This is a genomic window from Pantoea sp. BRR-3P, assembly GCF_039621635.1.
GTDB lineage: Bacteria > Pseudomonadota > Gammaproteobacteria > Enterobacterales > Enterobacteriaceae > Pantoea > Pantoea floridensis.
Genome location: NZ_CP155067.1, coordinates 438,966 through 453,018 on the forward strand (window position 1 = coordinate 438,966; position 14,053 = coordinate 453,018).

Below are 14,053 nucleotides of genomic sequence, written 5' to 3' on the forward strand. Positions count from 1 at the left end.
GTTAATGATGCAACGTTCACTGCTGCGAAGAGTGGGTCAACGCGTTTTGGTGCTGTGGGCCGCGTTTACCCTGTCGTTCTTTCTGCTGCAGGTGCTGCCCGGCGATGCGGTGCTGATCAAGTTTCAGAACCCGGATCTGGGCCTCAGCCCGGATCAAATCGCCGAAATGCGCCTGGCTTACGGCGCGGATAATCCGCTCTGGCAGCAGTACGTGCACACGCTGCTGGCGATGTTGCGCGGCGATTTCGGTTACTCGGTGCAGGCAGGCGTGCCGGTCAGCGAACAGCTGATTAGCAACCTGCCTGCCACGCTGCAACTGGCGCTGCTCGGTTTTGCGCTCGCCACGCTGATTGCGTTTGCATTGGCGGCGCTGTCGCGTTTGCCCAGGCTGCGCTTCCTGCGTTCAGTGCTGCAATCGGTGCCCGCGCTGTTTATCTCGCTGCCCACCTTTTGGCTCGGCATCGCGCTGATTCAGCTGTTCTCCTTCCAGCTGCGCTGGATTCCGGTGATCAACCCTTCAGCGCTACAAGGCCTGATCCTGCCGGTCATTACCGTGGCGATTCCAATCTCCGCGCCGCTGGCGCAGATTCTGTTGCGCAGCATTGATCAGGTTTCCACCCAGCCGTTTGTGGCGGTGGCGCGTGCCAAAGGAGCCAGCGAAAGCCACGTATTGTGGCATCACGTGATGCGCAATGCGCTGCTGCCGGTACTTAACGTCGCCGGTTTACTGCTCGGCGAACTTATTGCCGGTGCGCTGATCACCGAAACCGTATTTGGCCTGAGCGGCATTGGCCAGCTGACGCAGCAGGCGGTAAATAATCAGGACGTCGCGGTGTTACAAGCAGTGGTGATGATCTCCGCGCTGGCCTTTGTGCTGATTAACCTGCTGGTCGATGCACTGATGCCGCTGTTCGACCCGCGCCTGCAATCCATTGCCGGAGGCCACCGATGAGCCTGGTCGATTACTCAACTGCGCGTCACAGCAACGGCAACGCACGGGCGTCGCGCGCGCTACATATCCAGCCAGGTTTGTGGCTGGCGTGGGGCGTGATGCTACTGGCGCTGCTGGCGGCCTTTGCGCCCAGTTTGTTTACCCATTTCAGCCCAACCGAAGGCGTGCCCGGCGCGCAACGTCTGCCGCCGCAGGCCGCGTACTGGCTCGGCACCGATCAGCTGGGTCGCGATCTCTATACGCGCATCATCTATGGGGCCTCACAATCATTGGCTGCAGCCGTTGCGGCAGTGGCGATGGGCCTGATTGGCGGCACCTCACTTGGCGTGCTGGCGGGAGCGATTGGCGGTCGCACCGAAAACGCCTTAATGCGTCTGGTGGATGTGCTGCTGTCAATTCCGTCGCTACTGCTGTCGCTCAGTATTCTGATTCTGCTCGGCTTCGGTACCGTGCATGCCGCGCTGGCGGTGGGCATTGCGTCAATTGCCAGCTTCGCCCGCCTGGCGCGTGGTGAAGTCGTACGCGTGCGCCGCAGTGAGTTTGTTGAGGCAGCTTACGGCAGCGGCGGCAGTTTCTGGCGCGTGCTGTGGCGCCACATTTTGCCCAACTCGCTCACGGCGGTGATCGCCTTTGCCGCCCTGCAGTTTGGCCAGGCAATTTTGGCACTCTCCACGCTGAGCTTCCTCGGCTATGGCACCCCGCCGCCAACGCCGGAATGGGGGTTGCTGATCGCCGAAGGGCGTAACTATCTGGCAACCGCCTGGTGGCTCACCACCTTCCCCGGCATCGTGGTGGTTGCGGTGGTGCTGGCCGCCAATCGCATCAGCCGCCAGCTGGCAGGAGGTGACGCATGAGCGCGTTATTAGCCATTGAGAATTTAACCCTGAGCTATCGCCAGCGCGGCGAATGGCGCGCGGTGGTACACAACGTCAGCTTTGAATTGCAGCCTGGTGAAATGGTGGCGCTGGTCGGGGAATCCGGTTCCGGCAAAACCACCACCGCGCAGGCCATTATTGGCCTGATGGCGGAGAATGGTCGCCGTGACAGCGGCAAGATTGTGCTGAACGGCACCGATATCGCCGGTTGGTCGTCAAAACGGCTCGATAGCCTACGTGGCGTTAACATCAGCTTAGTGCCGCAGGATCCGGGCAACTCGCTCAATCCGGTAAAAACCATCGGCGATCAGGTGGGTGAAATGCTGCAGCTGCACCTGAAAATCAGCCAAGCCGAGCGCCAGCAGCGCGTGCTGGAGCTGCTGCAAAAAGTGGGTTTGAGCCATCCGGAGCAGCGCCTGAAGCAGTATCCGCATCAACTCTCCGGCGGCATGAAACAGCGGGTGCTGATTGCCATCGCCCTCGCCCTGCGTCCACAAATCATCATCGCCGATGAACCGACCAGCGCGCTGGATGTGACGGTGCAAAAGCGCATCGTCGATCTGCTGGACGTGCTGCGCCGCGAATCGGGCACCGCGGTGCTGTTCGTTACGCACGATTTAGCGCTGGCAGCAGAACGCGCCGATCGTTTGCTGGTGTTCCGTCACGGCGAGGTGCAGGAGCAAGGACCGGCGCAGCAGGTGATCAACGCGCCGCAGCATCCGTATACGCGTCAGCTGCTGCAGGATGCCGATCCCGGTGAAACCGCGCTGGCCGTTCCTGTCCGGGCCAACTTCTCATCACCGGCGATTCAGCTCTCCGGCATCAATAAACTGTTTTCCCTCGGTCGCAATCATCAGTTGCAGGTGGCAAAAGCGGTGAGCGTTACCGTCGCGCGCGGCACCACGCACGCGCTGGTCGGCGAATCCGGTTCGGGTAAAACCACGCTGGCGCGCATTCTGCTGGGATTTGAGCAAGCCGATAGCGGACGCGTAGTCATTGACGGCATCGATGCCACCGCGTTGCGCGGTGAAGCCCAGCGCCAACTGCGCCGCAAGATTCAGTTTGTGTATCAGAACCCGTTTGCTTCGCTCGATCCGCGCCAGACGCTGTTCGCCATTATTGAAGAGCCACTGCTTAACTTCGAAAAACTCAGTCGCGAAGCGCGTCGTCAGCGCGTTGAAGCGGTGGCGCAACGTGTTGCCCTGCCGCTGGAGTTTTTGACACGTAAACCACGTGAGTTATCTGGCGGCCAGCGTCAGCGTGTAGCGATTGCCCGCGCCCTGATCCTGCAGCCGGCGATTTTGGTGTTGGATGAAGCCACCTCGGCGCTGGATGTCACGGTGCAGGCGCAAATTCTGCAGCTGCTGCAGCAGCTGCAGCGTGAACTCGGCCTCACTTACTTATTCATCACTCACGATCTCGCCACCGTGCGGCGTATTGCGCACAGCGTTACCGTGCTGCGTGCTGGTGAAGTGGTGGAACAAGGTGACACCGTCACGCTCTTTACTGCGCCTCAGCATGCGTATACGCAAGCGCTGATTGACGCAATCCCCGCTTTCCGTCCGCTGATTAAGGAGTCTGCATGACGCGTAAACGTATTGGCTTTTTCACCCGCCTGTTGGATGACACCACGGCACAGCAGCGCTATCGCCTCGCCACCGAACAGATTCAACATGCCGAGCGCACCGGTTTTGACAGCGCGTGGATTGCCCAGCACCACTTTCACGAGAAGGAAGGCGGCCTGCCGTCGCCGCTGCTGTTTCTGGCGCACGTTGCCGCGCACACCCGCACCATTCGCCTCGGTACCGGCATCATCACGCTAGCGATGGAGAACGCGCTGCGCGTCGCCGAGGATACCGCGGTGTTGGATTTGCTGAGTAACGGGCGGCTGGAAGTGGGGCTTGGTTCAGGCGGCACCGCCACCTCGTTTCTGCCGTTCGGCATCACTATCGACCAACGCGCCAACGTGTTTGCCGATCATCTGCATCAGCTACTCAGCGCATGGCGCGGCGATACGCTGGGGCACCCAGATAATCATCTTTATCCCGCCGCGCCAACGTTGGCCCAACGCGTGTGGATCGCCACCTTCTCAGTGGAAGGTGCGGCACGCGCCGGCCAGGCGGGCCACGGTTTGATGCTGTCGCGCACCCAGCCGCGTCCGGCGGATCAACCTGATTTAACGCTCGATCAGATGCAGAACCCGATGATCGATGCCTATCTGGCGGCGTTGCCGCCAGGCATCGCGCCGCGCATTCTGGCATCGCGCACCGCCTTTGTAGCTGATTCTAACGATTATGCACGCCGTCTCGCCGAGCCGGGCCTGCAGCGCCAGGCCGACCATTTCCGCGCATCAGGACATGTGGTTGGCCACACGCTGGACGAACAGGCGCGCCAGCTGGATGCGCATTTTGGTGATGCCAATCGGGTGCGTCAATCGCTGCTGGCCGATACCGTGTTGCAACGCGTCACCGACATCAGTTTCCAGGTGCACTCCATTGATCCGCCGCACGCCGACATTTTGCGTTCCATAGAGTTGATTGCCGACCACATCGCGCCCGCGCTGCGGGGTTAAATCAGTAGCGGTCGCCATGAATGGCGACCCTACGGCAGGGTTTGTAGGGTCGCCATTTATCGCGACCTACTGATGCTTTAACTGGAGAATTGTATGTCCCAACCGTTTGATTTACTTAATGCGCTGGCCGATATCGATCCCGCTTCCGAACTGGCGCAAGCCCGTGCCGAACGCGCCGCCGCCACGCAGCATACGCAAGGCAGCTACGATGTCTTGTTTACGCAAGATGATGAGGATTTCCCGTTAGCCGAACGCTTTGCGCTCGCCGCACAGGCCGCGGCCTGGCACGGTGTAACCGCGCTGCAGGCGCATTACCAGCAGCAGGCGCAACCGCCAGCGCAAAACGCACGCTTTGACGCCGGTTTAGCGTTTGCTGAACTGCTCAGTCGGCATCCGGTGGAGGCCGCGCCGCAGCACATCGACACGCTGCAACATGCCGGCTGGTCGCCGCGCGGTATCGTCACCCTGGCGCAGCTGATTGCGTTTGTCAGCTTCCAGAGCCGTTTGCTGCTCGGTTTGCGTTTACTGAATGGCGAAGAGACGGCTGCGCAGCCGCATGCGGTAGCCGGAAAGTGGCACGAAGCGCCGTTAACCCTGAGCGGCAAAACCGCCCTCACCGCCTTTACCCAGCAGGAACTCGGCTGGGAGCCGTGGCTGGCCGCGAAACCGCTGAATGAATTTAGCGCTGACGAGCAGGCCACGCTGGCGAAGTTCGGCCACAGCGATTCCGATTACTTCCGCCTGCTGGGACGCAACCAGCCGCTACTCGAGCAGCGTACGCTCACCGATAAAGGCATCTTCTACACCGCTGGTGGACTTTCGCGTGCCGAACGCGAACTCGCCGCCACGGTGGTAAGCAAGGTCAACGGCTGCATTTATTGCGCCTCGGTCCACGCGCGCAAAGCCAGCCAACTCTCGAAAGATGAACCGGCAGTACAGAAGCTGCTGAATGTCGCGCCGGGTGCCGAGCTGTCGCACGGACAATCGGCGCGCTGGGCGGCGCAGATCGATCTGGTTGCGACATTATCGATCACCCCGGCCGCCACCAGCCTGAAGCAGCTGCACACGCTGCGCGATCAGGGATTCAGCACGCTGGAACTGCTGGATCTGATTCAATCCGCGGCCTTTTTCGCCTGGGCTAACCGCCTGATGCTGACGCTCGGCGAACCCTTCTTACCGGCACAAACCCAAGGATGACCATGACTGCGCTTTCCCCTCAACAGCTGGTGCGCTGGCGACGCGAGCTGCATCAGCATCCCGAACTGTCGGACCAGGAATTCGCCACCACCGAACGGCTAACGCGCTGGCTGCAACAACTCAACGTCAAGCTGCTGCCGCTGGCGCTGAAAACCGGTGTGGTCGCTGAAATCGGCCATGGCGAACCGCTGATCGCGCTGCGGGCCGATATTGATGCTTTGCCAATCGATGAACAAACCGACAACCCGTGGCGATCTCAGCAGCCGGGCGTGATGCACGCCTGCGGCCACGACCTGCACAGCAGCGTAATGCTCGGCGTGGCGCAGCAGTTGCAACGTATCGAAGCCCAGCTACCCGGTCGCGTGCGCATTCTGTTCCAGCCCGCCGAAGAGATTTTCACCGGTGCGAAACAGCTGCTGGCGGCAGGTGCGCTGAACGATGTGCAGGCGATTTTTGGCCTGCATAATGCGCCGGATCTGCCCACCGGGACGCTGCGCACGCGCGGTGGCGCTTATTATGCCAACGTCGATCGTTTCCAAATCAATATCACCGGCAAAGGTGCACATGCGGCCCGACCGCATGAAGGTATTGATAGCATTGTGATTGGCAGCCACATCGTCACCGCGCTGCAAACGCTACCGAGCCGCGTGTTCAGCTCGCTGGAATCGGTGGTGGTTAGCGTAACGCGCTTCACGGCGGGCAATAGCTGGAATGTGTTGCCGCAGACGGTGGAGCTGGAAGGCACGGTGCGCACCCACAACGCGGAAATTCGGGCGCAGATTCCGCATAAAATTGAAGCATTGATAAAGGGTATCGCCGCCGGATTTGGCGCGCAGGTTGAGCTGGTGTGGCAGGAAGGTCCGCCATCGCTGGTGAATACGCCAGAGTGGGCTGATTTCGCGCTGAGTCTGGCGAAAGAACAAGGCTATCAGACGCAAATCGGTACGCCGCAGATGGGTGGCGAAGATTTCGCCTTCTACCTACAGCAACTGCCAGGTGCGTTTGTCAGTATCGGCAGCGCCAGTGATTATGGTTTGCATCATGCCGGTTTCGATCCGGACGAAGCGATGCTGGAACCTGCGGTGCAATACTTCACTGAGCTGGCCCAACGCGCGCTGCTGACGCTGCGCCAACAACAGGCGCTGGCATCGTGACCCTAAGAGTAAGGAGAAAAGCGATGGCGATTTCGCTACCGGTTCCGCGTCTCGACCATGTGGTGATCAATGTTGCCGATCAGTTAGACGACGCCAGCGCGCTGTTTCGTCGCTTGGGTTTTCAGCTTACCGAGCGCGGCCATCATTCGCTCGGTTCCAGCAATCACCTGGCAATCTTCGGTGATAACTATCTGGAGTTATTAGGTTTTGAGGCCGGACGCGGCAATCTGCGCCAGGATTTATGGCAATCGCCGATTGGCCTGAGCGGCTTAGTGTGGAAAACCGAGGATGCCGATGCAGTGTGGCGCTATCTGGAGAGTCAGGATATCGACGGCGATCAGCCTGCGAGCTTTTTCCGTCCGGTGACCTTGCCGGATGGTAGCGAGCAGGAAGCGCGCTTTCGCACCGTGCGACTACGTCCGTCGCTGGTTGCCAATGGCCGCAGCTTCTTTTGTCAGCACGACACGCCAGATTCGGTGTGGCAGGACGCATGGCGCATCCATCCCAATGGCGTGAGCGATATCGTTGAGTTTGTGGTGGTGGCACAGGATCCTGCCGCCGCCGCACAGCCTTACAGCCGTTTGTTTGGCGCCGATAAGCTCACCGCCTGCCAGGAAGGTGCGTTTGTGTTGAAAGCGGGCGTGGCAACGGTGCGCTTTGCCGCCGCAGAATACGTCACCCAGCGTTTTGCCGGTTTACCACTCGATTACGACGGCAGCGCCCGCATGGCCGGGTTAAGTTTGCGCACCACGGATTTGCGCAAGTTGAAAGCCAGCCTGCTGCTCGGCGACGTACCGTTCCGCGAAGAAGAGTCCGCGGTCATTGTCGGTGCCGAGCAGGCGTTTGGCGTGGCGTTAAGGTTCCAGCAGTGAGTAATTGGTGCGCATGAATGCGCACCCTACGGTTTGTAGGGTCGCCATTCATGGCGACCCGCTGTGCATAAATGCCCAACTCACCTGGCTGCGCTAAATGATCGTAGGGTCGTCATTCATGGCGACCAGGTTAAACTATCTTCATCTTCTTCTCCTGTTACCGAAGGTGAACATTGACCAGCCGATTGCAGCTTGAAACCCCCAGACTCACCTGCGCGCAGCTCGAGGAAGCCGACTGGGCTTTCTACCGCCAGCTACAGCTCTCGCCACAAGTCATGCACTACATCGCGGACCAAAAATCTGAAGAGAAAATTCACGCTGATTTCAATTCAAGATTGCCGCTCTGGTCGCCACGCAGCGCGCATTGGTTGTGTTTGGTGGTGCGGGACAAACAGTCGGGCAAACGCCTCGGGGTCAGCGGCTATATTCACCGCGATAGCGACTGCGCCGAAGTCGGCTTCCTGTTCGCGTCGGAAGCTCAGGGTAAGGGATATGCGTATGAGTCACTCAACGCACTTTGTGACTATGCGTTTAAGGACGGCGGCATCCGGCGGCTTATCGCGACCGTTACCGCAGGCAATACATCCTCACGCCGACTGCTGGAAAAAGTCGGCTTCGAATTAGAGGGTGAACTGCGGGAAAGCTACTGGCTGAGAAATGCGTGGCATAACGACTGGTTGTTTGGGCTGCTGCAAAAGGATTATTAACCGCAGTCATTCCCAGGTGCGCATGAATGCGCACCCTACGATTTTGTAGGGTCGCCATTCATGGCGACCGGTTTTACATCTTTAGCTGTGCGCGCCTGTTATACAGCCGCCGATAAGACAAGTAGGCGGCGATGATGGTCGATAAACTGGCGGTGCCGATCAGCATAAATGTCACCATAATCTGATACTTAATCGCTTTTACCGGATCAATACCGGCGAAAATGAGCCCAGACATCATGCCAGGTAAACTCACCAACCCGACCGTTTTGGCACCATCAACGGTGGGGATCATCGCGGCACGAATGCTGTCACGGATAAACTGCCCTGATGCCATTTTCACTGACGCGCCCAGGCTCAGCATCTCTTGAATCTTCTGACGATTATCGCTAACTCGCTGATTGAGATTGCTGAAGCACAAGCCAACCGCCACCATCGCGTTACCGGCAATCATTCCGGAGATCGGGATCACCTGCATAGGGATAAATTCAATCGCACCGCTTAGCACCAGAATGGTCAGAGTGAGCGTGGTGCCCGTGGTAATCGCGATAAAGGAGATGGTAAATCCTTTATCAATATTGCGGCTGCGTTTACGCGCATTGAGCGCCGCATTGACGCAGATAAACAGCACCATCAGCACGGTGAGCCAGTCATTGTTCAGGTCAAAGATCGACTTGAGCACATAGCCAACGATCACCAGCTGGATAATGGCGCGACATACGCTCCAGATGATGTCTTTGCTCATGCCGAGCTTCTCTTTCTGGCTGATCAGCAGCGCAATCAGCACCAGCATCAGTGAGAGCAACAGCGAGCTGTCGGTAATATTATGCTGGCTCATGGGCTTCTCCCTGTTGGGGCATATCGAGTTTCAGCACCTTTTTTGCCTGACTTATCTCCTGCACATCGTGACTGATCCACATCACGGCGAGATTATTCTCACGTATTAACCCATCGATAAGGTGATTGATCGCGATTTTGTTCTCTTCGTCCAGTGCGCTGGTCACTTCGTCCAGCAAGAGCACCTGCGGCATAAACTGTAGGTTGCGCAGCAGTCCAACCCGTTGTTTTTCACCGCCCGATAGTTGCTCAATTTTCTTGTCCAACATATCGGCAGTTAGATGCACGCTGGCGAGCGAAGCCACCAGCTGCTCGCGTTGCGGCTTTTGCTGACGAATCTGCCATGGCAACGCCAGGTTATCGTAAACCGTGTCGCCAAACAGCACGGGCGTCTGGAAACAATAGGAAACCTGTTGCCGATAACGCTCGGGCTTCAACGTGACAATGTCACGATTTCCGAAAAAAATCTGTCCTGCTGTCGGTGCAACTAATGACGCCATTATCTTCAATAACGTGCTTTTGCCGCTCCCGGAAGGTCCAGTCAGCAACAGCAGCTCGCCGGGATGGAGTTGTAGTGAAATCGGCGCCAGCAGCGTCTGGCCCTGCATGGCAAAACTTACCCCTTGCACATCCAGCAAAGGAGAATGGGTGGTCATGACATAGGTTCCCGGAAAAATAAACCGGGGGATTATAGTCTAAGTAGACGCGATGCATCCTCGCGATTAACCGCTATCACGCTGTAATGCCCTCCATTCTGGCAGAGCTAAGGATCGCTTAATCTTCAACAGTGAAAATAGCCTCAACTTAAGAGGATATTTTTAATGAAAGCGATGAAATTTCGACCATTCAGTGAATATTTGGCTGTTGCTGTAAGCGTGTTCGCCATGGTGAGTTTTCTTATCATCTGGTTGTAACCTAAGGTTCACTTAACCTTCATTTTTTAAGCTCTCTCCATCTTTACACCGATGGATGGATCAATGACGTTCTCGCTCGCGAAAAGACCGACGTTAAGTCGGCTTACGTTTATTACACTATTTTCAATTTATATTGCGGTTTTCCTGAACATTGCTTTTTATCGGCAGGTGATTGCCGCCATGCCGCTTGATAGCTTACGCACTATTCTGGTATTTGCTTCCATGCCAGTAGTGGCATTCAGCGTTATCAATATAATCGCTACACTCGCTTCGTTTTTATGGCTCGACAAGCTCATCCTGGCTCTCTTCGTGCTGGTTGCGGCTGCGGCACAATATTTTATCTGGAGCTTTGGGGTGGTGATCGACCGTTCGATGATCGTGAATATTATCGATACCACGCCTTCCGAATCTTTTGCCTTGTTATCACCCAAACTGATTATTACGCTGGGATGTAGCGGATTGCTTGCCGCTCTGCTGGTCTTTTGGCTGCGCGTTAATAATGGCAAGCCTTTCTGGAAAAGTGTCGCCAAACGCATGGCTTCAATTGTGGTATCGATTATTTGCATCGCATTAGTAGCGATGTTCTTCTACAAAGATTACGCCTCACTGTTTCGTAACCAAAAAGAGCTGATTAAATCGCTCAGTCCTTCTAACTCAATTGTGGCGACGCTTTCCTGGTATAACCACAGCCGCACCGCCAACTTACCGCTGGTAAAAATTGGTCTGGATGCCAAACAGAAACCAGCGATGCTGGCCGGACCAAAGAGAAACCTGACTATTTTAGTGGTTGGTGAAACCACGCGTGCCGTTAATTTCCAGTTGAATGGTTATCAGCGGGAAACCACGCCACGCCTGGCAAAAGATGACGTCTCCTATTTCCCGAATACACAATCGTGCGGTACCGCCACCGCCGTCTCTCTGCCCTGCATGTTCTCCAATATGCCGCGAGCACATTATGACGATCAGCTGGTTGAGCATCAGGAAGGATTGCTGGATATTATTCAGCGCGCCGGTGTACAAGTGCTATGGAACGATAATGATGGCGGCTGTAAAGGCGCTTGCGATCGCGTACCGCATCAGGATATGACCAGCCTGAATTTGCCGGATATGTGTCACGACGGTGAATGTTATGACGAGGTGTTATTCCACGGTATTGAGGATTACATTAAAAATCTGAAGGGCAATGGCGTCATTGTGCTGCACACCATTGGCAGCCACGGACCGACATACTTTAACCGTTATCCGCCACAGTTTAGAAAATTTACGCCCACCTGTGATACCAGCCAGATTCAGGATTGTACGCAAGAACAGCTGGTTAATACCTACGACAACACCATTCTGTATATCGATTACATTGTTGATAAAGCGATCAATGTGCTCAAAGCACATCAGGATGACTATACCACCAGCCTAGTCTACCTCTCCGATCACGGTGAATCATTGGGCGAAAACGGTGCCTATTTGCACGGCATGCCCTATGCGATTGCGCCAGATGTGCAGAAACATGTACCGATGCTGATCTGGCTATCGCCGGACTACCAACAGCGCTATGGCGTGAGCAAAGCCTGTGTTGATCGGCAAGCGGCACATAACGGTTATTCACAGGATAATCTGTTCTCAACCATGCTGGGATTAACCGGGGTTCAGACCAGTGAATATCAGGCTAAGGACGATATTCTTGCCGCTTGCCGGGCTAAGCAAAGTTAAACCGCTGGCTGCTGCTGGACGGTCACCATGAATGGCGACCCTACGAATCACGTAAGGTTAAGCCGCTAGCTGCTGCTGGACGGTCGCCATGAATGGCGACCCTACGAACCACACAAGTTTAAACCGCTGGCTGCTGCTGGACGGTCGCCATAAATGGCGACACTACGGACCACACAAGGTTAAACCGCTGGCTGTTGTAGGGGCGCCATTTATGGCGACCCATGTCACGCTGCCACGCGATCCGCTCCCAATAAATCCAGAATCCGGCTGCGCAGCGCCACCAGTTGCGGATCGTCACGCCGGCGCGGCCACGGCAGATCAACCTCAATCACATCCACCACTTTTGCTGGACGCGGGCTGAACACCACGACGCGATTGGCCATCACCAGCGCCTCTTCCACATCGTGCGTTACCATCAGCGTGGTGAACTGCTGCTCCTGCCACAAATCAACGATCTCTTGCTGCATGCGCAAGCGCGTCAGCGAATCGAGCTTACCTAGCGGTTCATCAAGAATTAGCAAACGCGGGATGTTAACCAGCGCACGCGCCAGCGCCGCACGCTGCGCCATGCCGCCAGAGAGTTGATGCGGCCAGGCGCGGGCGAACTGCTTCAGTCCTACGCGATCTAACATAGCGTTGATGCGTTGTTCGCGCACCGGGCGGCTTTCACCGCGAATTTGCAACCCGAGACCGACATTGTCATATACCGTGCGCCACGGATAGAGCGTCGGATCCTGAAACACCACCACGCGCGACGGATCGGGCGCGGTGATCGCCTTGCCCTCCTCCGCCAGTACACCGCTGGCCGGCGGTTCCAGTCCGGCTAGCAGGCGCAGCAGCGTCGATTTACCACAGCCGGAAGGACCCAGCAGCGCGACAAATTCGCCCGCCTGCACCTGCAAATTAATATTCTCCAGCACCGGTAAATCTTCACCTTCTAACGTAAAGTGGTGATTTACCTTCTCAATCGTAATATTAACGCCTGCCGTGGTATCGGTCATATTGTCGCTCCTGCTTCCTGTGCAAATAAATAAAGCATAGGCCTCTCTTTCAACCCACCGAAATAGCCATTTCGGCAAACTAATACGCAAATTCTCATAATGAAAAACTGCATGACGACATGCGGGATTGTTATTTTGTCGCGGTTATCGCCTTTGCCATAGTGCGGTGAACTTTATCTACAAGGAAGACAAGATGGCATTTCAACAATTCTCTCTGAGCAGACGCGCGTTATTACGCGGGTTGGGTTTCCTGAGTGCTGGTGTGGCGGTGAATCCGTTGCTGAGTAGCGCGGTATTTGCCGACGATAAATCACTTAAAACCATTAAGCTGGCATGGGGACAAACGGCGGTGTGCCAATCACCGATTTCGGTGGCGCTGAAGCAAGGCTTCTTTAAAAAGTACGGCCTCAATGTTGAGCCGGTGAACTTTAGCGGTCCCACCGATGCGCTGTTACAGGCAATTGCTACCGGCCAGGCCGATGGCGGCATTGGTATGGCGCTGCGCTGGCTTAAACCCCTGGAGCAGGGCTTTGATGTTGACCTCACGGTGGGCACGCACGGCGGCTGCATGCGTTTACTCGCACCGCAAAACAGCGGTATCCGTGATGTGAAAGATTTGGTGGGTAAATCGGTGGCGGTCAGCGATCAGGCTAGCCCAATTCGCAACTTCTTTGCCATTCAGCTGGCGAAACAGGGTATCGATCCCGATAAGCAGGTGAACTGGTTGCAGTATCCGCCTGACCTGTTTGGCGAAGCGCTGCGCAAAGGCGAAGTGCAGGCGCTGGCCACCGACGATCCGCAGGGCTGGCTGCTGAAAAAGCAGCACAATTTAGTGGAAGTTGATAACAACCTGAAAGGCGAATACGCCAACCTCACCTGCTGCGTGCTGGGCCTGCGCGGCTCGCTGGTGCGTGACGATCCGGCCACCGCGCGCGCCATTACGCAAGCGATTGTCGATGCACAGCAGTGGACCGCCGAACATCCGGAGGAGACGGCGAAAATCTTCCAGCCGTTTGTACCGGGCTCGGTAGCGGTTGAGGACATTGCCGCGATGCTGAAAGAGCATACGCATAGCCATCATTCAACTGGCGTGCAGCTGCGCAAAGAAGTGGCGGTCTATGTCGACGAGCTGAAGAAAATCAACGTGATCCGTCCAGATACCGATGCACAGCGTTTTGCTGAGCACTACGTGCCTGAGCTGCTGCCAGCTGAATCAGCCCATCAGCACGCCAGCAACATGGCGCACATGAGCAACATGTCGAGCTAAG

13 protein-coding genes are annotated in these 14,053 nt (G+C 56.7%); 10 read left to right on the top strand and 3 right to left on the bottom strand.

The genetic code is table 11. From position 1 onward, the window contains the following. Positions 1-7: 7 nt before the first annotated feature. The 8 genes from AAGR08_RS21610 to AAGR08_RS21645 all read left to right on the top strand — a co-directional run bounded on the left by AAGR08_RS21610 (position 8) and on the right by AAGR08_RS21645 (position 8,329). Positions 8-952, top strand: a complete 945-nt coding sequence (locus tag AAGR08_RS21610; protein ID WP_345830820.1) for an ABC transporter permease — start codon at positions 8-10, stop codon at positions 950-952. Next, on the top strand, positions 949-1,806 hold the full coding sequence (locus AAGR08_RS21615) for an ABC transporter permease (RefSeq protein WP_345830074.1): 858 nt from the start codon (positions 949-951) through the stop codon (positions 1,804-1,806). The genes AAGR08_RS21610 and AAGR08_RS21615 overlap by 4 nt, the downstream gene beginning before the upstream one ends. Then, positions 1,803-3,413 carry an ABC transporter ATP-binding protein gene (locus AAGR08_RS21620; protein ID WP_345830076.1) on the top strand — a complete coding sequence of 537 codons (1,611 nt, stop codon included), beginning with the start codon at positions 1,803-1,805 and terminating at the stop codon, positions 3,411-3,413. Before AAGR08_RS21615 ends, AAGR08_RS21620 begins: the two co-directional genes overlap by 4 nt. After that, a complete protein-coding gene (locus tag AAGR08_RS21625) occupies positions 3,410-4,399 on the top strand; it encodes a putative FMN-dependent luciferase-like monooxygenase (protein ID WP_345830078.1) in 990 nt (329 codons plus the stop codon). The genes AAGR08_RS21620 and AAGR08_RS21625 overlap by 4 nt, the downstream gene beginning before the upstream one ends. A 93-nt stretch (positions 4,400-4,492) precedes the next feature. Beyond that, positions 4,493-5,596, top strand: coding sequence for an alkylhydroperoxidase domain protein (locus tag AAGR08_RS21630; RefSeq protein ID WP_345830080.1), 1,104 nt, complete (start codon positions 4,493-4,495; stop codon positions 5,594-5,596). Positions 5,597-5,598: 2 nt separating this feature from the next. Further along, complete coding sequence (locus tag AAGR08_RS21635; protein WP_345830082.1) at positions 5,599-6,750, top strand: amidohydrolase; 1,152 nt, start codon at positions 5,599-5,601, stop codon at positions 6,748-6,750. 23 nt (positions 6,751-6,773) lie between these two features. After that, complete coding sequence (locus AAGR08_RS21640) at positions 6,774-7,622, top strand: VOC family protein (protein ID WP_345830084.1); 849 nt, start codon at positions 6,774-6,776, stop codon at positions 7,620-7,622. Between the two features lie 173 nt (positions 7,623-7,795). Continuing rightward, a complete protein-coding gene (locus AAGR08_RS21645) occupies positions 7,796-8,329 on the top strand; it encodes a GNAT family protein (RefSeq protein ID WP_345830086.1) in 534 nt (177 codons plus the stop codon). Positions 8,330-8,402: 73 nt separating this feature from the next. On the opposite strand, the gene fetB is transcribed toward AAGR08_RS21645, so the two are convergent. After that, positions 8,403-9,164 carry an iron export ABC transporter permease subunit FetB gene (fetB, locus tag AAGR08_RS21650; protein ID WP_345830087.1) on the bottom strand — a complete coding sequence of 254 codons (762 nt, stop codon included), beginning with the start codon at positions 9,162-9,164 and terminating at the stop codon, positions 8,403-8,405. After that, entirely contained in the window at positions 9,151-9,819 is a 669-nt protein-coding gene (gene fetA / locus AAGR08_RS21655) for an iron ABC transporter ATP-binding protein FetA (protein WP_345830089.1), read from the bottom strand. Before fetA ends, fetB begins: the two co-directional genes overlap by 14 nt. 321 nt (positions 9,820-10,140) lie before the next feature. Here fetA and eptA point away from each other — a divergent pair, with 321 nt between their 5' ends. Further along, positions 10,141-11,784 carry a phosphoethanolamine transferase EptA gene (gene eptA / locus AAGR08_RS21660; protein ID WP_345830091.1) on the top strand — a complete coding sequence of 548 codons (1,644 nt, stop codon included), beginning with the start codon at positions 10,141-10,143 and terminating at the stop codon, positions 11,782-11,784. A gap of 224 nt (positions 11,785-12,008) precedes the next feature. Here eptA and AAGR08_RS21665 read toward each other — a convergent pair whose 3' ends face one another. After that, entirely contained in the window at positions 12,009-12,785 is a 777-nt protein-coding gene (locus tag AAGR08_RS21665; protein ID WP_097097773.1) for an ABC transporter ATP-binding protein, read from the bottom strand. 193 nt (positions 12,786-12,978) lie between these two features. Between AAGR08_RS21665 and AAGR08_RS21670 the strand changes: the two genes are divergently transcribed. Continuing rightward, positions 12,979-14,052: an ABC transporter substrate-binding protein gene (locus tag AAGR08_RS21670; protein WP_345830093.1), complete on the top strand. Its 1,074-nt coding sequence runs from the start codon at positions 12,979-12,981 to the stop codon at positions 14,050-14,052. The last annotated feature ends 1 nt before the right edge of the window (position 14,053 follow it).